This is a genomic window from Mucilaginibacter sp. McL0603 (assembly GCF_049992945.1).
Classification (GTDB): Bacteria; Bacteroidota; Bacteroidia; order Sphingobacteriales; family Sphingobacteriaceae; genus Mucilaginibacter.
Map to the genome: position 1 here is coordinate 4,837,658 of NZ_CP188251.1, position 26,131 is coordinate 4,863,788.

Sequence of the window (26,131 nt, forward strand, 5' to 3'; positions counted from 1 at the left end):
ATTTGCACATTAAAAATTCACATGAGCGACTCAAGAAGAGATTTTCTTAAAAAAGCAGCTTTATTAGCCGGTGCTACCGGCTTTGCTAATATTATACCTGCGTCCATACAAAAAGCAATGGCTATCAACGCCGCTGAGGGAAGCACCTATATGGATGCCGAACACATTGTGATATTGATGCAGGAGAACCGCTCTTTCGATCATACCTATGGTACACTGCAGGGTGTGCGTGGTTACAATGATCCTCGCGCTATTGATCTGCCAAACAAAAATAAAGTTTGGCTGCAATCGAATGCCGAAGGCGAAACTTATGCCCCTTTCCATCTCGATATAAAGAATACCAAAGCGACCTGGATGAGTTCGCTGCCGCATTCCTGGGCCAACCAGGTAAATGCGCGTAATGATGGCAAATTTGATCAATGGCTCAACGTAAAAAAGAACAGCATCAAAGAATATCGCCACATGCCGTTAACATTGGGTTATCATAACCGTGAGGATATCCCTTTTTATTATGCTCTGGCTGACGCTTTTACTGTATGTGATCAAAACTTTTGCTCGTCATTAACCGGTACTAATCCTAACCGGCTTTACTTCTGGACAGGCACAGTGCGTGAAGAACAGCATGAAAATTCAAGGGCGCATGTATGGAACGAGGATATGGATTATGGCACGCTGAAATGGAAAACTTTTCCTGAACGTTTAGAGGAACAAGGCATATCATGGAAATGTTACCAAAATGAAGTTGCTATTGATACAGGATTTGACGGAGATGAAGATCCATGGCTGTCTAATTTCCAGGATAATCCATTAGAGTTTTTCGGTCAATACAATATCCATTTGCACCCAAAACATATTGATGCATTAGAGAAAAGGACTACGCAGTTGCCTAAAATGATAGACGATCTGCAAAAAAAGATTGATGCTTTACCTGCCGGTGATGCCCACATCGATCATTTAAAACATCAGCTTAAGGAATTGCAGGAGTACCTTGAAGGTGTTAAAAAAGAAAAAGAAACTTATAAAGCCGGCCAGTTTGATAAATTATCTGACCATGAAAAGACCTTGCATTTGAAGGCGTTCGACACAAATTCAAATGACCCGAACCATCGCGAACTGATCACTTTTAAATATGATGATAACGGCACCGAACGCGAAATGCAAGTACCTAAAGGTGATGTGTTATATCAGTTCCGGGATGATGTTAAAAACGGCAAACTACCAACGGTATCATGGGTTACAGCACCAGAACACTTTAGCGATCACCCAAGTTCAGCATGGTACGGGGCGTGGTATGTATCTGAAGTTCTTGATATTTTAACGCAAAATCCGGAAGTATGGAAAAAGACCATATTCATACTGGCTTATGACGAAAACGACGGTTATTTTGATCATGTGCCTCCATTTGTGGCGCCTCATCCTCATAAAGAAAGCACCGGAAAAGTTTCTAAAGGTATAGATACAAGTGTTGACTTTATTACACTGGAACAAGAAAAGGAAAGGAAAGGTTTTCCTGAGCCATTTGACCGGGAATGTTCAATCGGGCTTGGATTCAGGGTACCATTGGTTATTGCTTCACCATGGAGCAAGGGCGGGTATGTAAATTCAGAAGTGTTTGACCACACCTCTACCTTGCAATTTTTAGAACATTTTTTATCCAAAAAAACAGGCAAAAAGATAACCGAATCAAATATCAGCGATTGGCGGCGTACCGTTTGCGGTGATCTTACCTCCGCATTCAGGCCATATCAAAATGAAAACATTGAGAAGCCTGAATTTGTAAAAAGAATCCCTTTTGTTGAAGGCATTCATAAAGCGCAATTCAAAAAACTGCCTACGGATTATAAATTGCTTACTAAAGAGGAAATAGACCAGGCAAATCGCGAGCCACATGCTTCACCGTATTTACCGCAGCAGGAAAAAGGAATTCGTCCGTCATGCGCTTTACCTTATGAATTATACGCAGATGGCAAACTGAATGCTGATAAAACCGCATTTGAAATGATATTCGCTGCCGGTAATAAAGTATGGGGAGATAAATCTGTTGGCGCGCCTTTTAATGTATATGCGCCGGGCAGTTACCTGCATCAAAAAGAAAACGGGCAAACTGCGTTTGAAAATGTACGCACATGGTCATACGGTTTAACTGCTGGTGATACTTTAGCAGATACCTGGCCAATAGCTGAGTTTGAAGACAAGAACTATCATTTGAGAGTTTACGGGCCAAACGGATTTTTCCGCGAGTTTAAAGGCAATGCCCAAGATCCATCAGTTCAAATCGATTTTAATTATCAGCACGCACTTACAGACAGTAAAAAACTGACCGGCAATATAGAATTGGTAGTGACAAATTTAACCAACCAACCACAAACCATTGAAATAACCGATCATGCTTATAAAAGTAATAACCATAAAAAAGTATTGCCCGCTTCTGGCAAAATAACGATGGCTCTTGATCTCAAGGACAGTCATAACTGGTATGATTTCGGAGTAAGAATCGCAGGACATCAGTCATTCGAAAAAAGATACGCCGGTCGGGTAGAAATCGGGGAACCGGGTTTCAGTGATCCATTTATGGGCAGAGTGATAGCCTGATCTGCTCAAATACCTTATCAGAGTAAAAAGAGACGACTTTTCAATCGTCTCTTTTTTTATTAAATCAACCGGATAGTCAAACAAAATCAGATTGAAATTAGTTTCATAAAGCATCCCGGGTACACTTTAATTAATTGCTTTATTTTCAAATTAAAGGCTAAAACATCTTATGTATATGGCCCAAGTCAACCAGTCGAAAAATAATGATTACCCATTTTTAAGAGACGGTGGAGAAATGGGCAATTTGATCCGCTCGATGGATTGGAGTTTGAATGTGCTTGGGACGCCCGAAAGCTGGCATATTGCTTTAAAACAATCAGTCAGCATGATGTTAAAAACCAATTTCCCTGTACTCATTTGCTGGGGGCCGGATTACATTCAATTATATAATGATGCCTTCCGGCCAATTAATGGCACCCACAAACACCCACAGGCCATGGGCAGCAGCGCCCGGGAAACTTATGCAGAAATATGGGATATTATAGGGCCAATGTTTAAAAGTGTGATGGCCGGGAATACAGTCAGTTTTCCAAACTTCATGGTTCCGCTTGATCGGAATGGTTATATAGAAGATTGCTATTTCGACTTTTCTTACAGCCCGATATCTGACTTAAATGGCAATATTTGCGGGGTGTTGGTTATCTGTGTAGAAACGACGGAAAAGGTCCATGCGATCAATAGCCTCAATATAAACCAGGAGAATATCCGGAACATGTTCAGGCAGGCTCCGGTGGGTATAAGTACACTAAAAGGAAGGGAACTGATAATTGAAACCGCCAATGACATGATCCTGAAAATTTGGAATAAATCCGAAAACATTATAGGCATGCCCCTGGCTATTGCGCTACCTGAATTAAAGGGGCAGCCCTATTTACAATTGCTGGATGATGTCTATACATCTGGTAAAGCATATTACGGTACTGAGGCACCGGCATTATTGGAACATGATGGTGAATTGCAGGAATTCTATTTTAATTTTATTTATCAACCCCTAAATAATAGTGGGAACACAAAAACCATTATGGTAGTGGCAATTGACGTAACGGAACAAGTAGATGCCAGGAAGGAAATGGAACGGGCATTTGAACAGGCTCGTTTATCAAAAGAAGCCGCAGAACTGGGAACTTTTGATATGAACCTGGAAAAAGGAACTATGGAATGGGACGAGCGTTGCCGCACCTTATTTGGAATAATCCACAATGATACTGTTACTTATGAAACTGATTTTATAGAGGGCCTGCATCCGGATGACCGTGAGCGCGTATTGAGGGTCATTAATAATGCGTTTATCAAATCAGTAAGTAATGGTGATTTTGATATAGAATACCGCACCATTGGCCTGGAAGATCAAAAGCTGAGGTGGGTTAAGGCCAAAGGCAAGGCGTACTTTGATAAACAGGATAATCCTGTGCGTTTTATTGGTGCCATGCTGGATATTACAGAACAAAAATTAGACGAAATACGCAAAAATGATTTTATTGGCATGGTGAGCCATGAATTGAAAACCCCGCTCACCTCATTGACTGCTTATGTGCAAATGCTGCTCGGAAAGGCGGGTAATAGCGAAGATGAATTTATAAGCAGCGCATTAGTGAAAGCCAATATCCAGGTGAAAAAGATGAGCAATATGATCAATGGTTTTCTTAATATCTCAAGACTTGAATCGGGAAAGATGCTTATCGAAAAACAAAGCTTTGAGCTCACTCAATTGATCCGCGAGATGATCGAGGATGTAAAATTGATCGCATCTACCTACGTTATTGGTCTTTCTGTATGCGATCCACTTGAGGTATATGCAGATCGTGATAAGATCGGTTCGGTAATTTCTAATTTGCTCAGCAACGCAATTAAATATTCACCAAAAGGCAAGCATATTGATATCCAATGTCAGAAAGTTGGTGATCGTGTGAAAATCAGCATCACAGATGAAGGTATGGGCATCAAACCACACGATATTGATAAATTATTTGATCGTTATTACCGTGTAGAAAGCAAGCACACCATGCATATATCAGGCTTTGGCATAGGCCTGTATCTTTCGGCCGAGATTATACATCGCCATGAAGGAAAAATTGGTGTGGAAAGCACTACTGGCGTAGGCAGCACTTTCTGGTTTACGCTGCCTATAAATAACGTATCACAGCAATTGAGCGTAGATGTTTAAAGAAAAGGACGGATAAGTTTACCCGCCTTTGAAAGGTAATTCAAGTCAATAGTTGGTATTTTAATTTGTCGGCACACAAGCATTGATATTTTTTATAAAACCCTTATCATTTTTCTTCTTATTAAACCAGGGCAGATTGATCATTGGCCTTTTTAAAGAATACTTATTAGCATTAACTAATAACACACTAAATAAAATCACCAGCAAGCCAAACAATTGTAAACCGGAAACATGTTCATGAGCAAACAAAACACCGAGCAACACTGCAATAACCGGGTTGACGTAAGAATGTGTGCTTACCTGAGTAGCCGGCCTAACCGATAATAGCCAAACGTAGGCGCTAAATGCGGCTATTGAACCAAACACAATTAGATATCCAAGGGCCATCCATGCTTGTGGCGGCACCTGGCTGATATGGAATGATATATATTCATGATGAACAAAGCTTGCTGGAATAAATGCCAATCCGGCAATGATCATTTGCCATGAAGTATTTACCCGTGCCGGTGCGTTGCTTCCTCTCTTTTTGGAATACAATGATCCTCCACACCAGGCTACAGGGCTTACAATTAATAATATCCAACCCGATAGTTGCGCAGTGCTTATGGTACCAGACATTGACTTGCTGATAGCTTCGCCAAAAAGCAACAACACGCCTGCAAACCCTAAAACTATGCCTCCCATTATGGTTTTATTACTCAGGTTGATTTTCCAGTTTACTTTATCCAGCACAACAAACCATATTGGATTAGCCGATACCATGATAGCCACCATGGCACTTGGCAAAGTTTTTTCAACCCATATGACAACACCCGTAGCTATAAATAGCATCAGTAATCCACTAACGGCCGAGGTAATGATATTTTTCCATATCCAAATTTTATCCCCTTTAAAATAACACCAGCTTAGTAATAATATGCCAGCAGTAAAAAACCGTAAAGCACCCATCAACATTGGAGGGAAACCATGTATTGCCATTTGTATAAAAAAATAGGTTGATCCCCATACGATATAAACAATAGCAAAAGCGATGATCACTAAAAGTAATGATGGCTTATTTGATAATGCAGTTTTCATTTTCTAATTGTTATAATGATGAATACTTGGTTTAATTAATAGTTTCCAGGTTGCTCTTGTCCTTGTAAGCATTTAGCTGACTATTGATCGATTTAGCAGATAACCATGAATCAACGCTCCATGCATAATAAGGCAAAGTAGCCAGCAGAATGCTTGCTGCGCTTAAGGTAAATACTGAATAACCCAAAGGCGAATCGATGCCAAATGATAGCGCCATAGCTACGGCAAAACACAGGCTTAATATTCCGCTTCCGATGGCTGCTATCCGGGTAAAAAAGCCGATCAGGATCATCAGTCCGAAAAGTGCTTCTCCAATTGTGGCTATGGTTGCAAAAAAGGGAACAAAGCTTGCAGGCAAAAAACTCATTACCTGGCGGGCATAGGTTATAAAATGTGCCCAATCGCCCCAGCCCACATGCGGGTGACCGTTGGCCCCTAATATTCCAAGACGGTCGGCAACCTCCCATAAATAAGCTGAGCCTATGGCTAATCTTAAATACAGAGATGATAATTTTGAATTGAGTTGCATAGATATTTTGTTTTGTTATACTAAATTATGACTTAATTGGACTATTTTTATAGTCCAGAACATACAAACAAAGTAGTCCAGTCATGTCTGTAATTGAAAGCCTATTATCCATTGATAAAAACCTACATGTATCCGTTTATCTCCAGATAACTAATGGCATTATCGGACACATCCGCAGGGGAACGTTAAAGCCCGAGAGCGCTTTACCCAGCAGCCGTGTACTTGCCAAAGCATTAAATGTACATCGTAAAACTGTAGTGGCGGCTTATGATGAGTTATATGCACAAAGCTGGATTGATGTATATCCCCGCAAGGGCATATTTGTAGCAAAAAATCTGCCGGATATAACGCCTAAGCCTTTGTCTGAGAGCAAAGAAGCAAGCGGTTTTCCTGTCAGCACTTTTTTTGATGTAAACGATCAGCGCGTTCCTTTTCCCAATTTATTTAAACCCGGGGCCGAGCGTAATCTTATTTTTAATGACGGTTTCCCCGATACGCGTCTTGCTCCTGTTGAGCTTTTAGTGAGAGAATACAGGCGTTTCGGAAATTATCGCTTTACCTCCAAATACCTGATGTATGGATCAGAACAGGGTTCAGAAAACTTACGTAATGAGCTGGCACGATTTCTTTCGGATACACGAGGTTTGCAGGTAAGTCCCGATGATATTTTGATTACCAAAGGCGTGCAGATGGCCATCTACCTCGTTGCCCAAATATTGCTGTCAAAAAACGATGTGGTGATTGCGGCTGATCCGGGATATCCCGGAGCAAACGAGGTGTTTGAACAGGCAGGAGCACAATTAGAATTAGTACCTGTAGATGAGTATGGCATCGATCTGAACGCTGTGGAAGCTATCTGCAAAAAGAAGAAAGTAAAGCTGCTATATGTGATACCACACCATCACCGGCCCACTACCATAACATTAAGCTCAGAGCGGCGCATGCAACTGTTGGAACTGGCAATGAAATATCGCTTTGCCATTATTGAGGATGATTATGATTATGATTTCCACTATAGCAGCAGCCCTATATTGCCACTTGCCAGTGCTGATTATTATGGAAGTGTTATTTATGTTGGTTCGTTTTGCAAAACCATTGCACCGGGTATCCGTATCGGGTTTGCCGTGGCACCCCAGAATCTGATGGTACAGCTTAAACGCCTCCGCCGGATGATAGATCGTCAGGGTGAGCAATTACTGGAAGAAGCCATGGCTAAGCTGTTAAAAAATGGCGACATCGGTCGCCATCTCAAAAAAGCGAATAAAATTTATCATGAGCGACGTGATGTGCTTTGCCAACTGCTGAATGAACAATTAAGCAACCACGTATCCTTCAAAATACCAGACGGAGGTTTTGCTATCTGGATGAAATATCTGAACAATCTGAACGCAGCTTCTGTATCCGAAAAAGCTGCTGAAATGGGTCTATCCCTAAGCAATGGCAGCGACTATTTCTATAACAATGACAACCACAGCTTCATTAGACTGGGTTTTGCTTCCTTAAATTTAAAGGAATTAGAAGAAGGAGTTGGGATTCTAAATAAGGCGGTGAATAAGCTGATATGATGCCCCACGTACACAAATAATAGTGTAGCAGGTGTAGCATAGCGCTACATATGCTACACTTTAAATCCTCTTGAATTAAGGATACCTTAAAAATCGGTAGAGCAGGTAACGTCTTCCCATTGACGTATCTCGTAGTGCAAAAGATCCAGTTTATGTAATGCCCTGTTGTAAGCATCGCCACCCAACAGCAAGTAAAGCGGTGCATCGGGCTCGCCGGCAATTTTGATAATAGATGCGGCCGCTTTTTGTGGGTCGCCTACTTGTTCGCCATTCATTTTTAAATATCTTTTATGTGATTCCCTTACATCTTCATATTCCTCGATAGGATTTGAGGTCATGGTTAATGATTCCCCGGTTAAAAAGCTAGTGCGAAAAGCTCCCGGCGCTACTACAGTAACTTTTATACCGAGCGATTTAACATCCTGGGCAAGCACTTCTGATAAACCAATAATTGCATGTTTTGCAGCCGCGTAAACTGACCATCCTATGCCGCCTGTAATACCCGCGATTGATGATATGTTGATGATATGCCCCGAACGCTGTTTACGCAAATAAGGCATTACGTACCTTATCACATTCATTGTTGCAAATACATTTACATCAAATGCATGACGTGTTTCCTGGTCGCTAAGTTCTTCAATAGCACCGCCAATGCCATAACCTGCATTATTGATCACAACATCTATCTGTCCAAATACTTCATAGGTATGCTGCAGGGCCAATGATACACTGCTTTCGTTAACAAGGTCAACTTGTAAGGGTAAAAAATTAGTGCTTTTATTATTAACTGCTTTGATCAGTTCCTGTTGATTCCTGGAAGTGGCGGCAACAAGTTCACCTGCACAAAGCAATTGTTTAACCAAACTGAGCCCAAATCCTTTTGATGCTCCGGTTATAAACCATACTTTTTTGTTGTTATCCATTTTCGTTCCTGATTCCATAGAACAAAGTTAAGACACGAAGCAGCGCAGAGCATTACATTATTCAAACCAATGGTTACAAAATTCAAACATTCCTAAAAGAAGATGGGGTAGTTTGAGTTTGTTTTTTGAAAAAATTATTGAAGTGGGTAGGTTCTTCAAAGCCCAGGCAGTAACCGATCTCGGCAACATTCCAATCTGTATGTTTCAGTAATGATTTAGCCTCACTCAATAAGCGCTCAGCAATATGGTCGGTAGTGGTTCTACCGGTGGTTTCGCGGATAGCCCTGTTCAAATGGTTAACGTGGACGGACAGCCGTTGGGCAAAATCACTTGCCGAACGCAATGAAAATCGCTGTGAGGGGGATTCTATCGGAAATTGCCGTTCCAGCAATTCTGTAAAAACCGAGGTTATCCGGGATTTGGCATCCGTATGCCTGTATAAATTATCAGAAGGTTGGGTTTTAAGCGCGTAATGAATTAACTCGCTGACGTAATTCCTGATCAGATCATATTTAAAGGCATAATCAGAATTGATTTCGTCCAGCATCTTTTCAAACAGGTCGTGTATATAATCGCCCTGCTTTTCATCCAGTGCATAAACAGGCTTTGCGCCGATAGCGAACATTGGCAACTCATTTAAACCACCTCTGAATTTTTCAGTAAAGAATGATTCCGTGAATATGCAAAAAAGCCCTGTCCGGTCATCAGACATCCTTTCGAACTTATAGGGGACTAACGGATTAAAAAATATAAGACTTGTACCCGACAATTTAATGCTCTGGTCGGCATAGTGAATAATATTATCGCCATGTGAAAGGCTAACTTTATAAAAGTTTCTACGGCTGTGGGTTACAGTCCTGGCATTGGGGCCAATAAAATCGGCCATCCTGAAAACATTAAAATGCCCAATATTTTGCTGCAGATTATCTGGCAGCCAGTCGAATTTCTTTTTATAGAAATCCTCAAGTGTTTCGGTTTCCATAAATCAAAATTACAAAATTCAAACTAAAAACCAAATGGGCACTAACAATATACTACTTACTTTGTATCGTCACCGCATCTGTAGCTCGCAGTCGTTTTCCCGGTACATCTTTTAAACCATGATCCGTGTAACTAGCCGTTAAGATATAAGCTCCTTTATTTGCAGAACTAATCCGAAAGAACCCTTCAAGCCCGGTATAGTAACTTACATTAGGATCTGCTGCGTTTTTCAATATCCACTGTACTGCATTCTTTATTTCAACGACAGTCAATTCATGATGCGTCGGCATTTTTTCTTTTCCACCCCACAAACCTGATGAGCCTTCCCTGATACGTTTGATTAATGTATCTGTATTGGCTTTGGTGACCGGATAACGTTTGTTGATCTCATACAAGGACGGGCCAATGGATTTCGAATTAAAATTATGGCAATTGATGCAATTGGAAGTCATAATAACTGTAAGACCGGGATCACTCGGCACTACTTTGTTCGAAGCAGGCTTCGATTTGGTTATCCGCCTTACCTCCAGCAAAACTTCCTTGGCATTTAGCTCATCAAATTTAGAATCTCCGTCTTCTTTGTCAGATACGGCTATCTTATAAGTAACTGGTACATTACTATCAAATGTGCTGTTATTCTGAGGTGAGATAATCTTTACCACAGGCGGGTTATTTTCCTGTGGTTTAAAATTCATGAAGGAGAATAAAAATAAGCCGAGCAGTAGAAATGGGTAGATAAATTTTGGCTTCATTGTCATTTTAATTTTATATCGCATAATTGACTCACCTCCAAAGGAGTCCTTCGGACCTGTCATTGCTACGCTCGACATCCCTCTCTTCTGCAAGCAGAAAAGAGGGAAAGAGGTGAAATAAATCCGAAATCGAACATCCGAAACGGCGAAGCCCTCTTGAGCCCCTTAAAAAACAAACAATAGCGAAAAATCCGAAATGTACTATATTTTATCGATCTCTTTTGCCACACGTTGTGCCGAGCGGATACAGGATTCCATACCACGACTCAAGTTATCGGCATAAGTACCCGCGAAATAGATCCTTCCTTCGGGCATCATCAGTTGCGGCCAAAATTTATGCATCTCACCTATCGGGAAAGGCTCCATTTCGCATGCAGGGGCAAATTTATCTTTAGTCCAATCGAATGTCAGGGCTTGTTCTATTGTATTATGCTTGCCAGGATATACCTGCCTGAAAGCAGCCAAAACACGTTGTGCAGAAATACCGCCGGGACCAAATGCCTTTAAAATAACCCGGCTGCTATCAACCTGGTTTGTTTCCAGCCAGATAGATGATATATCCGGGTGCTCAAATTCCATATTGATACTTTTGAACCCATCGTCGAGCCAAAATTTAGTGCTCGCTTCAAATACATAAAAAGGATGGGAAGAGTAAGCCATATTATCCACTACATATTGCTTTCCGGGCGATAAAGCAGGCGTTACCGGGATATTTTTAAATACGGGCAGCGTGATACAATTAACCAGCACATCTGCATCCATTTGCTTTTCCTCATCAACGCCATAAGCTTTGTAAGTAACCGTCACTCCTGTACTGCTGTGTTTAATGGCAGTAATGGGATGGTTCAATTTTACATGGTTGCCCAATTTCTTAGCGAATGCTATGGGCAATTGTTCATTACCGCCTTTTAAATGAAAAGTCTCCCCTTCGGATGATGGTATACCCCGGAAATCCATGATGGCCATCCGCCATAAATAATATAAGGCAGAAGTATGATTCCCGCCAAGGGAACGTAATGCTGCTGCTGAAGCACCTTCCTTTTTGAAGATATCCGCAATAGGTATTTTATCAAAATCATCATAGTCCACGCCAAATGGCTGATAAGGGTCGGTAAATTTGCCCAGGTATGGTTTAAGATAAAATGAACTCAAAGCATGCATAGGATTTTGCGACAGGAACTGAACTTCCTTATCATTAAAGCCAAACTTGATGAGCACAGCCGGATCTTTTAACTGTTCAGCTGTATAAAACTTACCACCTATCATTTTAAGTGCATCCTTATCATAAGCCGCTTGTGAGCCTTCTGCGTTAGGATAAGGAATGGCAGTCAGGTTAAATTCATTAACATAATCAAAAAATCGTTCATAGCCCGGTTTTGTAATATGGTCTGCGCCAAAATCAGCATATAGGCCATCCGATAAGCCATCGCGACCTGTAAACACATGCCCTCCATACCTGCCCGATGCTTCCAGTACAACCACATCATGCCCGGCCTTCATCAATTCATAAGCACAGCAAAGGCCTGTAATACCCGCTCCCGCCACAATGATCTTCTTACCGGTTGCCGATGCCGTCTCATCAGACGGGTTAGGGTTTAAATTTTCGGTCCCCTTTGCTAACAAAGCTTGCGGAACTATAATAGTACCTGCTCCGGCAATAAGCGTATTTCTAATAAACGTTCTTCTTTTTATTTTCTTCATGTGGTTGGCTGGTGATGAGATTTCTTTGATGCAATATAAAATTAAATGTGTTGTTTTCCGAAAGCAGATTAATTTGATAAAAGGCCTCTCAAATTGAGAGGCAATTCTTTTTGCTTTTCTGCTCTTTTAAAATAAATCCTCTATTTAAACGGTTTAAACACCTAATTCGCCCCTTAATGAATGAATAGGCATTCTTTTGGCATGATAGAAAATACAGCTAATCGAAAAAACATAGAGATTAACTGAAATGAAACCAAAAAAATGGAAGATGAACGAATTATTATAAGGTCGGCCATCCCGGCTGACGTGGTCTTTGCCGACCAGATTATTCACGAAATGGAAAGTTCCGCAATAGCAAGAGGCTCCGGAATTTCCAAAAGATCAGCAGCCTCAATCATAGAAAAAATCGATGCCGGCAAAGCCATAGTTGCCGTAACAGAAAATGGCGAATGGGCCGGATTCTCCTACATTGAAACCTGGGACAATGAAAAATTTGTTTCGAACAGCGGATTGATCGTATCACCCAAATACCGCAACCAGGGTATCGCCTCTCAAATTAAAACACAAGTATTCGAACTATCCAGGAATAAATATCCGCTGGCAAAAGTATTCAGCATCACCTCCGGACTGGCGATTATGAAATTAAATACCCGCCTGGGTTTTGAACCTGTTACCTACTCAGAGGTGGCACAAGAATCCACTTTCTGGGAAGGTTGTAAAAGCTGCGTTAACTACGATGTGTTGCAAAGTAAAAACCGGTGCAATTGTCTTTGCACCGCCATGTTGTTTGATCCAAACGTAAACTGATTATTGTTATGATTAAAGAAATAAAAGCAAGATCGGGCATTTTCGGAGTAAAAGAAAGCCTGCAATTAGATGGCCTGCATTTTAGCGAATCGATATCGTTGCTGCAACAATTGATCAAAACCCCCTCTTTCAGTGGGGAAGAAGATAAAGCAGCGGACCTGGTTCAGGAATACCTGGCCAGTTATTCCATAAAAACAAACCGGAAAGGCAATAATTTGTGGTGCTACAATAAGTACTATGACCCGGCAAAACCTACCATTTTACTTAACTCGCACCTGGATACCGTTAAACCAAACGAAGGCTATACCAACGACCCTTTTTGTCCTGAAATAGCCAATGGCCGTCTTTTTGGATTGGGCAGTAATGACGCCGGCGGTTGTCTTGTGGCGTTGATCGCGGCATTTCTGCACTTTTACAGTTATCAGGGTCTGGGTTTTAACCTTTGCCTCGCCGCTACCGCTGAAGAAGAAAATTCCGGCGATAATGGCATCAAATCAATCCTCCCGTTATTAGGTAAACTTGAGCTGGGTATTGTTGGCGAACCAACCCTGCTTCAGATGGCTATTGCAGAAAAAGGAAACCTGGTAATTGATTGCGTTTGCACCGGGCGTTCCGGTCATGCTGCCCGTGAAGAGGGAGATAATGCCATTTATAAATGCATGAAAGACCTGGAATGGTTTAGAGACTACCAATTCCCGCAATTAGTAAAAGGCGTAACACCTGTTAAAATGACTATTACAGTTATTAAATCGGGAACGCAGCATAATATTGTACCTGCAAAATGCGAGTTTACGGTGGATATACGCCACGATGATGCTTATACCCAACAGCAAATACTAGATGTTATCAAAAAGAATACCTCGGTAGAAGTTACGGCGCGCCCGGGTTCATTAGGTGCCTCATCGGTGTCGACCGATCATCCGATTGTTAAAACGGGCATTGCCATCGGTTGCAAAACTTATCACTCGCCAACATCATCAGACCAGGCATGGTTAAACATTCCATCAGTTAAAATTGGCCCCGGCAATTCAGCAAGATCTCATTCATCCGATGAATTTGTTTTCTTGGAGGAGATCAAAAAAGGGATCAGTCTTTATATCAAGTTACTGGATTCATTACCGCTAACGCTGATCAATAATCCCAATCAATATAAAAATGGGATGAAGCATATTAATAACTGAAGACTCCTATATCTACGCCAAAAAAAGCGGATGACATTACAGTTATCCGCTTTTTTTATGCTATTCTACTTAAACAGCATGCATACCTACTACGTAATTTCCTGCCGGTACACGGAAAGCAACATTAATGCGATTAAAACTATTAATGGCAATAACTGCCAAAGTCAGATCGACTATCTCTTCATCAGAAAACTGCTTCCTGGCATCTTCATAAACTTTATCTGGCACATTCTTATCAGTAAGTTTTGTAACTGCTTCGGCCCAGGCAAATGCAGCGCGTTCGCGTTCAGTATAAAGAGTCGTTTCGCGCCATGCATCCATCATATAAAGACGCTGCTCGGTTTCACCCTCTGCCCGCAAGTCTTTTGAGTGCATATCAAGGCAATAGGCACATCCATTAATTTGTGACACCCTGAAGGAGATTAAATCTTGCAGTGATTTTTCGATTGTCGATTTAGACAGGCCTGATGATAAACCAAAAAGACCTCGCATACTATTGTGGCCTTTTTCATAAGGATTGATTCTTTGTTCCATTACTATTGAATATTTGAATTATATCTTAATGAAGATCGGGATTGCAAAAACTGGACACGTTGTTGAAACTTTTTTAGACCTGTATTTGAATTACATCTTCCCTGATGAATAATATCGGATTATAATTTACGTCACACGTAAAATTTCCTTTACTCAACATTATTGTTTCTCGATAGATGGACATTTCATTAACTTGTACAACCTTATTTTCGATTTACCAGTTAACGCCATTGCGATATGAAAAAATACAATTACCTGCTTTTAATATTGATCAGTTTGTTTAGCTCCAAGGTGTTTGCCCAGCAAACCGATAGCACTTACCAGGTACGGGGATTTATTATAGCAGCTCCCAGGCCCAATGGTTTGGCAGATTTCATTAAATTTATTAATGAAGAACTGGCTCCGCGCAAAGTAAACACACTGGTGCTCCGCGTCGATTTTGATTACCAATACAAGAGTCATCCCGAATTACGCGATTCAGTAGCACTGTCAAAAAGCGACGTAAAAAAGATAGTGGAGGCTTGTAAAAAGAATAACATTACTATTATTCCGCAGATAAACTTATTGGGACACCAATCGTGGGCCAGCAAAACCACTAAATTATTGGAGAAATATCCTGAATTTGATGAAACTCCCTGGGTGAAGATGCCTGCTGCTGCAGATTACAAATGGCCCAATGCTGACGGCCTTTATTGTAAAAGTTATTGCCCGCTTCATCCCGGTGTACATAAAATAGTGTTTGATATTGTAGATGAAGTGATGGAAGTATTCGAAGCCAAAGCTTTCCACGCGGGTATGGATGAGGTGTTTTATTTGGGCGATGATAAATGCCCGCGCTGTGGAGGCCGCGATAAAGCTGTGTTATTTGCTAATGAAGTACAAACCATCCGCGATCACCTTGCCGAACAGGGCCGCGAGCTATGGATATGGGGTGACAGGCTGATAGACGGTCGCGCTACCGGCATTGGTATGTGGGCAGCAAGTTATAACAATACCTACAGGGCCATTGATATGATACCGCGTGATGTGGTAATATGTGATTGGCAATACGATCAGGATAACCAAACGGCAGTTTATTTCGCACTAAAAGGGTTCCGGGTAGTAACCTGTACCTGGAACCGGCCACAGGTAGCATTAAACCAGGTGGAAGACCTGTATCGCGCAAGAGCATTATCCAGCAGGGAGCTCAAATACCGCTTTTATGGGATCGCAGAAACAATATGGTCGCCACCCGCCCAGTTTTTAACCGGATATTATGCAAATACGCCCGGTTCGCCCGTTAGTGATAATACGCCATGGAATACCTTCCGTGTTATGTTTGACAAGATGGGTAAATTAGATCAGGCTGCTGCCGCCAAATAATTATATATTCTTATATCTATACTTCTTTTTGGGATTATTATGTAATTTAAAAACCCGCACTTCTGGTCCTGACCGGAACTTTAAGGTGCTGTCCCTGGGAGTAAATTTCGTGCTTTGTTCATAAGATGACTCATCCGTTTCGGATGGCCGGCTGTCACCGATAAGTCTGCCAACTTCATAATGCATTACAGCCAGGAGAATCACGTAAAATAAATACTTCGGTTTCATGATATTAATGTTTTATTGTCCATCTATTCTTTTCTGTTCACTATTTGGCCGCTTTAACATCCACTACCTCTCCATTTTAATATTTTCAGGTAGAAAAATCTGATTTAACACTATTCTTCGATGCTTTTTTACATATCAGCCAATGCAATATTTAATTCAAATAAAAGACTGTTTCAGGCAAGATGCACGATAATCAGGCTTAGTTTTGTTTCACATTTAAAAATGGAACCTAAGCGTCATCGGATGCAGATACAATCTTAAATAACAACAGATAGTTATATGGTAATAATTCTACAAAGGCAGGATTGAAACTACGGCCACCTAATCCTGCATATGATCCATTCACAATTTTATGCAAGATCACATGATCCGTCCAGAGCAATTAAAAAAGCCAGGCTTTTTGGAGCCTGGCCAACAACCTATGAAAAAAATGTGCAGAGTTACCACGAAATACTAAGCACACAACAAAGTTTGTAGGATTATTTTAAATTGCGAAGTAATTTGATTTTTTTGCCGTAGCATATTAAAATTTGAAACTGCAAAAATACTGTTCCATTTTAATCTGGCGTTGCATTTTCAAAACTGGCAGCTGCAGTATTTAATTAATCTGAAGGGTCGGCATCTTGCTTATGTCCACCGAAAAGAGCCTTATTGAGCCTTGGTAAAACATTATTAAGTATTAGAGTCACTTGTATGGCATTATAGCTATCTGAAATAGGGGTTAGGCATTCTATATTATTTCATTCCAAAAACAGAGACATTGGCGTTTCCATTTGCAGCCCCTTTAGTGTTATACCAAAAGTCAATCCTTCGTATTTTACGCTCGCCAGCACCCCTCAGGGCAATTTCACGGCTTTCCCCTCCCTGTGAAATATCAAAAAGCATTTCTATATTATCGGGCGCTCCGTCATCGTACGTAACTACCATTTTTACCATTCTAAGCGGGGCATTCGTTACTTTAAATTTTACCCTTGTGAAGTTATTATAAGGCCCCTGCACAATAATACCGTCATGATCTGCAGTAGACATGGCCTGAGTTGTACCAATTAACCGCCAGCCATCTGCCGACCCTGCGCCTGGATGACTCACCACCTGGGCCAAAGCAATTTGATTTATAGCAAATACCAGTATTAAATAACTGATTAAAGTCCTCATAATACTTCCCGCTTCGATAACTTTTATACTATGTTCCAATTCGCTTGGATTATCTTCATTTATACACCTTCCAACATTTTTTCGGCTTCACACTTAACTTTTCATTAAAGAAGAAAACTTCACTTCTACCAGGTTAAAATTATGACAATTATGCCAATAGGTATATTACGCTACAGGTCACTGATACCTTTAGTTGCAAAATCTGTATTCACAATTCAATTTATTTTGAAATCGATCAGCCCTTAATTTGCGAATCCTTTTGTATACTTATCAAGTATGCAAAGCAACCTGCCAATATGGATATTGCAATTCTGATTTCATATGTTTCAATTGCTTTTCTAAACAAAGGAACATACTTATCAAATAAATTAGTCTGTTTTTTGATATGGCTTTGGTGCATATTTAAAACTGAAACAATAGGTATCAAACTATTCTTGCAGAGTCTCCGGTAGCTAAAAAAACATCTTTTATCAGATTATGATCGGGGCTTTTTTTTTTTTGTAAATTACTCTCATACCCGGATTTTTGGCCTCGGTCTTAACCGGCAACATTAAATACAACATTGCAAGGAACCGCTTGATCTTAATTAAAAATTTACTATAGAATCTCTTTTTAGCCATCTCCTGATATTGAATATGCTTAACTCCTGTTTAGTAATATTTTAGTTCACATAATTTATATATCATAACCAATACTGTTAAAATCTGTACCCAATAAATACGATGGTTTTCGCCAGGTAAATAAAAATTATAGTCAGCGAAAATGTGTAAGCCTTCTTTACCGCTGTTTAATGCAAATGGATCTTTTGCGCGCACTCTTAGGGCGTAAGGTATTTGAAGAGAAATAAAAGAAACCAAAAAAAATATCGATTCGCTTTTCATATCCTTAAATTCAAGTGCTCTTATTTAATGTACTGTAAAACAATACAAAGCAACTATACAATTTTGAATTTAACGAGTGTTCTACTTAAAAAACAGTTGCATTTTTAAATGTAGAACAACTCGTTATAAGGAAATGAAACAAGTACCTGTTATGCACTGGTGCTGCTCTTTCTCAAGGCGTTAAAATATTCTGAAGGTGAAACCCCGGTAAACTTGATAAATGCCCTGAAAAAGGTAGTTCTTGAGGTAAAGCCTATTTCCCAGCAAATCCCTTCCAGGGTTAGGCGCTTCCATTCAATATCATCAATATGATTTTTCAGATATTCTATCCTTTTTAAATTGATATAGTCCTGAAAATGGAGCCCAAACTCACTGCTGATCAGGTTGGATAGATGATGAGCAGGTATTCCCGTCTGATCTGCCAGATCTTTTACAGTTATTCCTTTATTCAGATAGGGTCGGTTTCTTACAATTATGTCATCTAAAATAAGCAGATACTCGTCTTTCTTTTTGGTATTGAAAAGCACCTTTACAATCAATTCCTCATCATTTATATTATCCGTATCCACGCGTGTAAAAGGGCGGGTATAATCAGTTAAGTTAAGACTGGTGTGTTCAAGACTGTACAGTATATGGGGATTAAAGATTAAAAAGGTGAGTGTAAGCAATAGGATGAATGACATAGTAGTATCATTCACAAAATCAAGACTGATAAAACTAATATTAATGATTCGCTGAATAAGCAGTGAAGTAAACAAAACGATCAAAGTAATATTAAAGATCTTTACCCAGTTAAGTAATCTGTAGTTATAATGCAAATGCGGACTTCTCTTCCGCTCAAAGTTCATAATATATATGCTTTGCAATACTGTATAAAATATCCATAAAAGATTTTTGGCTATTGACAGGTCATAGTACAAATCGGCATGTGAAGTATTAACGAACCAATTGACCGAACTGTCGGACAAGGCTCTTTGAATCGACGACGGGTTCCGCAAACTTGTGTTGGTCAGAAGCAGCAGGATTAGTATGAAAGGAATAAAATGTACCCAGTCAAATTTTCTGAAAACATCATCGGGGTAAAAAATATTACGTATATATAAGTATGCGCATGGGGCAACAAGGTAAATGATAGATTTAGCAATAATAAAAAGAAAAGGTAAATCGGTTAGTGCCCCCTCCGTATAACAAAAATTATATACGGAGCACATTGCTAAACTAAAAACGCATAAACTTAAGTACAAGTTTTGTGATAAATGTTTTCTCGAAGATATCAAGATAGTTGATACTCCCAATCCTGCCAACCCGGTTGAAAAGAAGAAAAATGGTAATAGGTTTAAATTCATAGGTCTATTTTTAAAAATTAAAAACGGACTCAGGTGCAGTGATAACTTAATAGCAATAGGCCTGCTTCATATTATAATTTATCGGGTATTATAATATGCAAAGTTTTTTAAAGTATAAACTACTTCTGACAGCCTATGCTAAATGATTTAAGTATAAAGAACGACACTTTTGAGCCTGTTTTAGTTGAACACTACTTTGATATCTAATTATTTGAGATAGTGGCTGAAATAATTATGGACAGTTTAAAATGCAAGCAAGTATTTGCCGGCATCGCATAAACCAATAAATGGAAGTGAAATCTATTTGGGGGGATAAATAGGCTTTTCTCTCAATCCGGGAGAAAATACAGTTCCATATTAATTATAATTATAACGATAATTTATAATTAACCTAGACCTGTACACTTGGGCTATTTTACTTAATCAATAGGGTATCATTAATCAATAGTAAATATACAAACCGTTTTAATAAAAAGAAAGCATTTATAATATTATTTCATCTTTTTAAACAATTATTATTATCCGGGTTGTCAATCGTGTATCAAATTAAAACTTGCAACATATGGATATTGGTCTACACATCTGTTCCGTAGCTAAACGACCTATATTTAAATGGATTTTTCAGATAAAGTTGTCATCATCAGAAAAATTCGACTTTATGAAAAAAAAACAAACTATTGATCCCGTTTTTGGGCCGGATTATGAAAAATCACGTATCAATGCACTTACCAGTTATAGAATAGCCGGCACCGCTCCAGAAGAAATATTTGACCATTTTGTACAGATGGCCGCTCTTATTTTTAGGATGCCGGGCGTGATCATTGCTTTTGTAGGAGAAGATACAGTATATTATAAAGCAAGCGCCGGCATAGGTGACATAGAAAATTGCCAACGATACGGGAACATTTGTGCTGAAACTATTGAAGGCAAGAACGACATTTTCATCACTAATCTTCAAGAGATCAATTACTGGCCGCCATCGTCTCCCGGTGTCCGTCCAACATATACTTATTATGCGGGTACACCAATTCTCACTCACGACGGCTATGCCATTGGCTGCTTATCCCTGCTTGATTATAAAACTCATGATTTGACGACAGAACAAATCTCCGTATTAAAAATACTTGCTTCATCGGTAATGGATGCAGTTGAAGAGCGCTTAAGGGGATTACAGGAAAGGGAGCGGAACCAATGGTTTTCAAAAACAACCCAGGAAGGGATGTGGGAATGGGAAATTCAACAAGATAAAATATGGTGGAATGCCGGCTTCTGCATGTTATTTGGTTATCCGCCGGTAAATGCAACACATTATGACCTGGATTTTTGGTGCAGCAGATTTAATGACGAGTCCGCTATCGAAATAAAAAGCGCCATGCAATCATTCAACCTTGATGGAGAATTCTTATTCAAAAGAGCTGATAATACACTGGCTCGTGTACTCATCAGGTCTATTGTGATTATGGACGAGATTGGGCAGGCGGTAAGAATTATCGGTTCCATTCTTGATATCAGCGAGCGGTTTAAAAATGAAGAAATAAACAGGGAAGCCAATATTGAACTGATGCGCAGTAAGGATGAATTTATCAGCATTACAAGTCATGAAATAAAAACACCGATAACGATCATTAAATCATATTCCCAACTCATCGGAAAGGAAGCCAGACAGGATGCTTATCAAAACACCAATTTTAATTTGTATGCAGAAAGAATACAAAAACAGAGTGAAAAGCTATTGAAACTGGCTGAAAACTTACTTGATATATCCAGCATCAACAATGGCAAGATGATCATTTATTCCGAAACGTTTGATTTTATAAAGTTGCTTGAGCAAACTATTGATGAGTTAGATACAGGAAACGGCACACATACCATTGAAAAAACCGGAGACTCGTCATTAAATGTTTATGCTGATAAATTTCGCATTGGCCAGGTATTAACTAATTTAATCACCAATGCTATTAAATATTCGCCACGTGCTGATAAGATCATTATTACTTATCGTAAAAACATAAAAAAGAATATTGCAACAATCTCTATCAGGGATTTTGGTATCGGCATAGCAAAGGATGACCAACTAAAGATATTTCAAAAATTTCAGAGGGTGCTTCATTTTCATGAAGATCGTATATCAGGAACAGGATTGGGCCTAAACATTGCCACAGAAATTATTAAACAACATGGAAATACTATCACACTTGAAAGTGAACCAGGAAAAGGGTCTGTTTTTTCGTTCAACCTGGCGCTGAAGCCGGCTTTCAATTCAAATTTCTAAAGCAGAAGTAGAAAATTTAACCTTATCCGTATCAATGCCACTGTCAATCACTTTTATGTACCGGGATTAATTTATGATCGGCCGCTTCGCGAAGTTTCAAATAATCTTTTTCATTTTGATCTGCATATCCGGCAGCAAAATCTGTAACAGCTTCAGCAAACGAATCGTTGCTTCCAATGTAACCTGTGATCTCCGGAGACATCCCGCTTTTAGCGTGTGATTTTGCAAGTGACCAACCGCATAATAAAGCACAATTAGCCAGTATGCCCGGTGTGAAATTTTCGATACCGGCACTTGCCTTACATAAAAATCACGCCCTTCTGGCCCACTAAATAATTTGCATAGATATCCATTAGGCAACCATAATCATTAATGAATGGAAATATCAATAAAAAATTTATTGATATTATTCATCACAATATTGACGCCAGTAACAATTTAAAACTTGTTTATTTAGAACTTGGCGCTACAAGTCCGTCTTTTACCATCTGCTCTGAAATTGCTTTTTCATATCCTTGCAGAAAATCTTCTAATGAGCTCGGCTCATATGTTTTGGATTGAGCGGACCAAATCAGCTTTTCTGTTTTGGCATCAAACAGGTTTGTTTGTATATAATATACCTTTTCTGTTTGATAATATCCGGGCGAATAGAAGCTGCCATAACCATAACGATAATATCCTCCAAATGTGCCTCCGTAAGCGCTGCCTTGAACATAGCTAACCTCGGTTTCTTTATTGATGAGTGCAGTAGTTAAGATGCCGTCACAATTTGTGGCACGCATCCTCGAAAGCACAGTATCCTTGTCTTTATCATTCCCGCTTGAATGAAAATCCGGAGGGAATACGTCCGTACTTTTAACCACGGCTATTCCTTTTGTACCTAAATATTGTGCGATACTATTCTCAACAGTTTGTCGAACCGATGCGGTCGCCGTAAGCGCTGATACAAATACTTTTTTGTATGCTATCTGGCCCACACCAGGTGCTTTGTATGAACTCGTTATTGAAGTGGTTGACCCACATGCTGAAATAAACAATGTTGCTATCAACATTAAATTCCGATACTTTAAATTTTTCATGACATTTGATTTAATTGTTTAATTAATATGTTTTAACTTTTACTTTTCTAATTATCTGTTTTTTTAGGAAACACTAACGTAAAAACACCCCTAAACCCAAAATCTGGTTTTAAGCCCGACGACGCAGTCACCGGATTCGACATTTTTTTTGCAAGTTCTTCCGCACTCGTTCTACCAGCCGGAGCCTCCTTGGCATTAGCAATTACAACTAATAAAAAGTTGATCAGGCATGTTAAAATAATCCATTTTGAGACTCTCATAGCTGATGGTTCCAGGAATTTATGGCGCGGCAAAGACCAGGCCTATTGTTATTGGGAACTGAGACAAGTGATTAATTTTAAAAGCATCCTCACTGTTGGTTGCGTAATTATAGGCTACGCTCAGGAAGCCTGAGACATTGCGGGCAAGATTTCCTGTAAGTCCTGCTTCGGGCCTTACTACAAAACCCCAGTTAGTTGCTTGCACGATATAAATATTAAAATATGCGTCCTGTTCTGCATATTCTGTACCTAATCCGATGCCTATATAAGGCTTTAACCTGTTACCCTCAAAGTAGTAATGTGCGCTTACAGTTATAGGAGCAGTATAAACATGTCTTATCATATCGCTGGTTACAGATCCTGTTCCGTCAGCCCTTTGGTAGGTCTGCTTTGGAAAGTATTGATTAAAAGAGTTATAGCTAGTACCAATACCAATAGAAACATTTGGTTTTATCATATAGCGGTAATCGAAACGCATGCCGGCCCAGCTGGTCTTTGTAAGATAATTGCTGTTGGTTGGTATAGCCACTTCATAACCTACAAAAAACAGATTGGTTGCTGAGCTTTGGGCTTGTGAATATTTGCAAAGCCCTAATAATATGATGAGTATATATGCTGATTTTTTCATGACGATGTATCTTTTGTTAATAAACATTTGATTTAATTAGCCTTTAAATAAGGAGATTGAATAAAGCCCTGGTTAATTCCATTAACCCCTCTTGTGATATTACCACTGGAATTTGAACCTAAGGCCCCAAAAGCTGTGCAGTTCCATACAACATCATATTGGTGGGTAGTCGTAGCGTTCTTTAGATCATAAGTATCCAAAATAAGTGTACCCGTGGTATAGGTATACACTGTTGAGAACGGATAATAATATGGATATCCGCCGCCCCAGTAACCGGGATAACCCCAACCGGGATACCCACCCCACCAGCCAGGATAAAAGACCTCAACATTAACAACTTTTATTACTCCTAACTTTAGTCCCAGGTCTGGATGAGCGAGTCTTGGAACAAAGGTATATCCCCTTGCCGCCATATTGTTTTTTACGGTTGTCACAAGTTGTTGGGCGCCGGCGTCAGTCAAAACTGTATCGGCCCCGCTGCCTCCCAGGTTGGTGACCGTATCAGATATAAAATATGTTTTATAGCTACCAAATGATGCGTTTTTATCCAGGTTGGTTGATACAACAAAATCAGACGATAACTGGCTTAAATCAGGCGTTTTTTGGCATGACGCAAATCCTATTGCGACAACCATCATTAAAAAAATAAGATTTTTCATATTAGAATATTTAAAATAGTATTTGAGTTTTTAACTGAAATGGATCAATTCTTGATCCGGGAGCTATTTATATATTCAGTTTTGCTAAGGATCGATAGCAGCAATGGGTGTCATTTGCCGAAACTTTGTTGCTCCGCTCCGACTAAGAATTATTTTTATGTTGAGTGTGAGTTTTCCCATTTTCTTGAATTTCAGATGAATATTTTATCAGTAAAATCTATCTGAACCAATTACTGCCGAACACGAAATAATATGCCCATTGTTCAGGGCCCCGGGCTACATCTACCCCCATACGCAGTCCAAATTTTCGTGCGATGAGATACCTGAAACCAGTGCCATAATTATATACAAGGGGATTTTCAAACATATTATCCCAGCTATCATAGGCGAGGCCGGTTCCTCCGTAGAATACCATGCTCCAGCGCCGGTAAAGGTCCCAGCGGGTTTCCGCTTCTGTTAGTAATGTTGTATTCCCCTGGTAGCGGAGTGCCGGCACACCTCTTAAATTGACGTATGGTAAAAGATAAAATGGCGGCTTTCCAAGTGATTGCTGCCCTTCTAGCCGTATGCCGCCAAATAATTTTGGGGCGATTGGTGTAAAACCGATAAAAGTAAAGTTGATACGCCAGGAGTTATAATCACTGCCGATGACACTGTCTGACCAGTAAAAATTACCTTGTACCCATATACCTTTATCCGGAGTAAATATGTTATCCCGGTGGTCATATTGAAGAATCCCCCCCAGCTGACTGATTATGCTGGTTCGCTGGTTGTCAGCAATTACAGGTGGCAAAGATTCACCAGTCGGGGATACTTTAGCATTCAGGAAAAGGTATTGAAGACCAGCGCTCCAATGAGCATTATTAAATTGCTTTAACCCCTGCAAATAAACAGGAACGATTTTGAAGTTGTAACTAAACTCCTTTTTGCCTACAACGGGTAAAGTATTATAAAATTTAAGGTTAAGGTCGCCATACGCTGTTATTACCCTATAGGTAATACCTACTTTAGCAAATGTTCCCGATCGAAAAAGTCCCGTCATCCAGCTTTTATTGGCCGTATACATAATCATGGCCGCTGTAATGTCCGGGTTTACAGGAGTAGTCTTAATCTTGCCATTAACGGTATCGATCACCGAATTTCTTTTCTTTAAAAAAACCGGGACAAGTGCTCCCCCAATGCCTCCCAAGGAAGGTTCAGTAATAATTGTAGGCATCACCAAAAAGCCACTTGAATAGATCATATCGTTGCTCAAGTCAAATGCCCCATCAAGAGAATCCTTCAAGGATACCTTCTGTTTGACTTTGTCCTGGGCCGTGGTTACACTGGCAGATAAACAAGTAATTACCAGTATAAGCAGAATAGATATAATGTGCTCTTTTTGCATAGTGACATAGTCCAATCGGTAATTAGATGGTACTAACGCTGAGGATTTATTCTAGAAAATCATTATGC

General features: G+C 39.8%; 21 protein-coding genes and 1 pseudogene. 7 read left to right on the forward strand and 15 right to left on the reverse strand.

Annotation, left to right across the window (positions count from 1 at the left end; translation table 11 throughout):
- The first annotated feature begins 21 nt into the window (after nucleotides 1-21).
- Nucleotides 22-2,592 (forward strand): phosphocholine-specific phospholipase C, encoded by a 2,571-nt coding sequence (locus tag ACPPVU_RS22150; protein ID WP_426668915.1) that lies wholly within the window; start codon nucleotides 22-24, stop codon nucleotides 2,590-2,592.
- Nucleotides 2,593-2,767: 175 nt separating this feature from the next.
- Nucleotides 2,768-4,756, forward strand: coding sequence for an ATP-binding protein (locus ACPPVU_RS22155; protein ID WP_426668916.1), 1,989 nt, complete (start codon nucleotides 2,768-2,770; stop codon nucleotides 4,754-4,756).
- A 60-nt stretch (nucleotides 4,757-4,816) separates the two neighbouring features.
- Here the strand turns inward: ACPPVU_RS22155 and ACPPVU_RS22160 are convergent, their stop codons facing one another.
- Together ACPPVU_RS22160 and ACPPVU_RS22165 are read right to left on the reverse strand one after the other, a co-directional pair.
- Nucleotides 4,817-5,833 (reverse strand): EamA family transporter, encoded by a 1,017-nt coding sequence (locus tag ACPPVU_RS22160; protein WP_426668917.1) that lies wholly within the window; start codon nucleotides 5,831-5,833, stop codon nucleotides 4,817-4,819.
- A 31-nt stretch (nucleotides 5,834-5,864) separates the two neighbouring features.
- Nucleotides 5,865-6,362: a DoxX family protein gene (locus tag ACPPVU_RS22165; protein WP_426668918.1), complete on the reverse strand. Its 498-nt coding sequence runs from the start codon at nucleotides 6,360-6,362 to the stop codon at nucleotides 5,865-5,867.
- Between the two features lie 83 nt (nucleotides 6,363-6,445).
- Here ACPPVU_RS22165 and ACPPVU_RS22170 point away from each other — a divergent pair, with 83 nt between their 5' ends.
- On the forward strand, nucleotides 6,446-7,927 hold the full coding sequence (locus tag ACPPVU_RS22170; RefSeq protein WP_426668919.1) for a PLP-dependent aminotransferase family protein: 1,482 nt from the start codon (nucleotides 6,446-6,448) through the stop codon (nucleotides 7,925-7,927).
- 86 nt (nucleotides 7,928-8,013) lie between these two features.
- Here ACPPVU_RS22170 and ACPPVU_RS22175 read toward each other — a convergent pair whose 3' ends face one another.
- From ACPPVU_RS22175 to ACPPVU_RS22190, 4 genes are all read right to left on the reverse strand, one after another.
- Nucleotides 8,014-8,868, reverse strand: a complete 855-nt coding sequence (locus ACPPVU_RS22175; protein ID WP_426668920.1) for an SDR family NAD(P)-dependent oxidoreductase — start codon at nucleotides 8,866-8,868, stop codon at nucleotides 8,014-8,016.
- A 64-nt stretch (nucleotides 8,869-8,932) separates the two neighbouring features.
- Nucleotides 8,933-9,832, reverse strand: a complete 900-nt coding sequence (locus tag ACPPVU_RS22180) for a helix-turn-helix domain-containing protein (RefSeq protein ID WP_426668921.1) — start codon at nucleotides 9,830-9,832, stop codon at nucleotides 8,933-8,935.
- 52 nt (nucleotides 9,833-9,884) lie between these two features.
- On the reverse strand, nucleotides 9,885-10,583 hold the full coding sequence (locus ACPPVU_RS22185) for a c-type cytochrome (RefSeq protein WP_426668922.1): 699 nt from the start codon (nucleotides 10,581-10,583) through the stop codon (nucleotides 9,885-9,887).
- A 201-nt stretch (nucleotides 10,584-10,784) separates the two neighbouring features.
- Nucleotides 10,785-12,284 (reverse strand): flavin monoamine oxidase family protein, encoded by a 1,500-nt coding sequence (locus tag ACPPVU_RS22190; RefSeq protein WP_426668923.1) that lies wholly within the window; start codon nucleotides 12,282-12,284, stop codon nucleotides 10,785-10,787.
- A gap of 261 nt (nucleotides 12,285-12,545) precedes the next feature.
- Between ACPPVU_RS22190 and ACPPVU_RS22195 the strand changes: the two genes are divergently transcribed.
- Nucleotides 12,546-13,091, forward strand: coding sequence for a GNAT family N-acetyltransferase (locus tag ACPPVU_RS22195; RefSeq protein ID WP_426668924.1), 546 nt, complete (start codon nucleotides 12,546-12,548; stop codon nucleotides 13,089-13,091).
- Nucleotides 13,092-13,099: 8 nt separating this feature from the next.
- Nucleotides 13,100-14,272 (forward strand): M20 family metallo-hydrolase, encoded by a 1,173-nt coding sequence (locus ACPPVU_RS22200; protein ID WP_426668925.1) that lies wholly within the window; start codon nucleotides 13,100-13,102, stop codon nucleotides 14,270-14,272.
- A gap of 69 nt (nucleotides 14,273-14,341) precedes the next feature.
- Here the strand turns inward: ACPPVU_RS22200 and ACPPVU_RS22205 are convergent, their stop codons facing one another.
- Entirely contained in the window at nucleotides 14,342-14,806 is a 465-nt protein-coding gene (locus tag ACPPVU_RS22205; RefSeq protein ID WP_426668926.1) for a carboxymuconolactone decarboxylase family protein, read from the reverse strand.
- A 237-nt stretch (nucleotides 14,807-15,043) separates the two neighbouring features.
- Here ACPPVU_RS22205 and ACPPVU_RS22210 point away from each other — a divergent pair, with 237 nt between their 5' ends.
- Entirely contained in the window at nucleotides 15,044-16,168 is a 1,125-nt protein-coding gene (locus tag ACPPVU_RS22210) for a family 20 glycosylhydrolase (RefSeq protein WP_426668927.1), read from the forward strand.
- Here the strand turns inward: ACPPVU_RS22210 and ACPPVU_RS22215 are convergent, their stop codons facing one another.
- From ACPPVU_RS22215 to ACPPVU_RS22225, 3 genes are all read right to left on the reverse strand, one after another.
- Nucleotides 16,169-16,396 carry a hypothetical protein gene (locus ACPPVU_RS22215; protein WP_426668928.1) on the reverse strand — a complete coding sequence of 76 codons (228 nt, stop codon included), beginning with the start codon at nucleotides 16,394-16,396 and terminating at the stop codon, nucleotides 16,169-16,171.
- Between the two features lie 735 nt (nucleotides 16,397-17,131).
- Complete coding sequence (locus ACPPVU_RS22220; protein ID WP_426668929.1) at nucleotides 17,132-17,551, reverse strand: hypothetical protein; 420 nt, start codon at nucleotides 17,549-17,551, stop codon at nucleotides 17,132-17,134.
- A gap of 1,030 nt (nucleotides 17,552-18,581) precedes the next feature.
- Entirely contained in the window at nucleotides 18,582-19,400 is an 819-nt protein-coding gene (locus ACPPVU_RS22225) for a helix-turn-helix domain-containing protein (RefSeq protein ID WP_426668930.1), read from the reverse strand.
- 1,036 nt (nucleotides 19,401-20,436) lie between these two features.
- Between ACPPVU_RS22225 and ACPPVU_RS22230 the strand changes: the two genes are divergently transcribed.
- Nucleotides 20,437-22,050 (forward strand): ATP-binding protein, encoded by a 1,614-nt coding sequence (locus ACPPVU_RS22230; protein WP_426668931.1) that lies wholly within the window; start codon nucleotides 20,437-20,439, stop codon nucleotides 22,048-22,050.
- 43 nt (nucleotides 22,051-22,093) lie between these two features.
- On the opposite strand, the pseudogene ACPPVU_RS22235 reads toward ACPPVU_RS22230, so the two are convergent.
- The 5 genes and pseudogenes from ACPPVU_RS22235 to ACPPVU_RS22255 form a co-directional block, all read right to left on the reverse strand.
- A pseudogene (locus ACPPVU_RS22235) lies at nucleotides 22,094-22,339 on the reverse strand (DUF2252 family protein); the annotation flags it as partial.
- A gap of 160 nt (nucleotides 22,340-22,499) precedes the next feature.
- Complete coding sequence (locus ACPPVU_RS22240; RefSeq protein WP_426668932.1) at nucleotides 22,500-23,129, reverse strand: hypothetical protein; 630 nt, start codon at nucleotides 23,127-23,129, stop codon at nucleotides 22,500-22,502.
- Between the two features lie 279 nt (nucleotides 23,130-23,408).
- Nucleotides 23,409-24,017: an outer membrane beta-barrel protein gene (locus tag ACPPVU_RS22245; protein WP_426668933.1), complete on the reverse strand. Its 609-nt coding sequence runs from the start codon at nucleotides 24,015-24,017 to the stop codon at nucleotides 23,409-23,411.
- A 32-nt stretch (nucleotides 24,018-24,049) separates the two neighbouring features.
- A complete protein-coding gene (locus ACPPVU_RS22250) occupies nucleotides 24,050-24,676 on the reverse strand; it encodes a DUF4136 domain-containing protein (protein WP_426668934.1) in 627 nt (208 codons plus the stop codon).
- 217 nt (nucleotides 24,677-24,893) lie between these two features.
- Nucleotides 24,894-26,063 carry a BamA/TamA family outer membrane protein gene (locus tag ACPPVU_RS22255; RefSeq protein WP_426668935.1) on the reverse strand — a complete coding sequence of 390 codons (1,170 nt, stop codon included), beginning with the start codon at nucleotides 26,061-26,063 and terminating at the stop codon, nucleotides 24,894-24,896.
- Nucleotides 26,064-26,131: the final 68 nt, after the last annotated feature.

What these genes read in the sequence shown, in the direction of transcription:
- ACPPVU_RS22160 (WP_426668917.1), bottom strand. Translation starts at nt 5,833, where the DNA reads ATGAAAACTGCATTATCAAATAAGCCATCATTACTTTTAGTGATCATC.
- ACPPVU_RS22155 (WP_426668916.1), top strand. Translation starts at nt 2,768, where the DNA reads ATGGCCCAAGTCAACCAGTCGAAAAATAATGATTACCCATTTTTAAGA.
- ACPPVU_RS22190 (WP_426668923.1), bottom strand. Translation starts at nt 12,284, where the DNA reads ATGAAGAAAATAAAAAGAAGAACGTTTATTAGAAATACGCTTATTGCC.
- ACPPVU_RS22230 (WP_426668931.1), top strand. Translation starts at nt 20,437, where the DNA reads ATGAAAAAAAAACAAACTATTGATCCCGTTTTTGGGCCGGATTATGAA.
- ACPPVU_RS22250 (WP_426668934.1), bottom strand. Translation starts at nt 24,676, where the DNA reads ATGAAAAATCTTATTTTTTTAATGATGGTTGTCGCAATAGGATTTGCG.
- ACPPVU_RS22175 (WP_426668920.1), bottom strand. Translation starts at nt 8,868, where the DNA reads ATGGAATCAGGAACGAAAATGGATAACAACAAAAAAGTATGGTTTATA.
- ACPPVU_RS22180 (WP_426668921.1), bottom strand. Translation starts at nt 9,832, where the DNA reads ATGGAAACCGAAACACTTGAGGATTTCTATAAAAAGAAATTCGACTGG.
- ACPPVU_RS22220 (WP_426668929.1), bottom strand. Translation starts at nt 17,551, where the DNA reads ATGAGGACTTTAATCAGTTATTTAATACTGGTATTTGCTATAAATCAA.
- ACPPVU_RS22150 (WP_426668915.1), top strand. Translation starts at nt 22, where the DNA reads ATGAGCGACTCAAGAAGAGATTTTCTTAAAAAAGCAGCTTTATTAGCC.
- ACPPVU_RS22195 (WP_426668924.1), top strand. Translation starts at nt 12,546, where the DNA reads ATGGAAGATGAACGAATTATTATAAGGTCGGCCATCCCGGCTGACGTG.
- ACPPVU_RS22240 (WP_426668932.1), bottom strand. Translation starts at nt 23,129, where the DNA reads ATGAAAAATTTAAAGTATCGGAATTTAATGTTGATAGCAACATTGTTT.
- ACPPVU_RS22215 (WP_426668928.1), bottom strand. Translation starts at nt 16,396, where the DNA reads ATGAAACCGAAGTATTTATTTTACGTGATTCTCCTGGCTGTAATGCAT.
- ACPPVU_RS22205 (WP_426668926.1), bottom strand. Translation starts at nt 14,806, where the DNA reads ATGGAACAAAGAATCAATCCTTATGAAAAAGGCCACAATAGTATGCGA.
- ACPPVU_RS22170 (WP_426668919.1), top strand. Translation starts at nt 6,446, where the DNA reads ATGTCTGTAATTGAAAGCCTATTATCCATTGATAAAAACCTACATGTA.
- ACPPVU_RS22200 (WP_426668925.1), top strand. Translation starts at nt 13,100, where the DNA reads ATGATTAAAGAAATAAAAGCAAGATCGGGCATTTTCGGAGTAAAAGAA.
- ACPPVU_RS22165 (WP_426668918.1), bottom strand. Translation starts at nt 6,362, where the DNA reads ATGCAACTCAATTCAAAATTATCATCTCTGTATTTAAGATTAGCCATA.
- ACPPVU_RS22255 (WP_426668935.1), bottom strand. Translation starts at nt 26,063, where the DNA reads ATGCAAAAAGAGCACATTATATCTATTCTGCTTATACTGGTAATTACT.
- ACPPVU_RS22185 (WP_426668922.1), bottom strand. Translation starts at nt 10,583, where the DNA reads ATGAAGCCAAAATTTATCTACCCATTTCTACTGCTCGGCTTATTTTTA.
- ACPPVU_RS22245 (WP_426668933.1), bottom strand. Translation starts at nt 24,017, where the DNA reads ATGAAAAAATCAGCATATATACTCATCATATTATTAGGGCTTTGCAAA.
- ACPPVU_RS22210 (WP_426668927.1), top strand. Translation starts at nt 15,044, where the DNA reads ATGAAAAAATACAATTACCTGCTTTTAATATTGATCAGTTTGTTTAGC.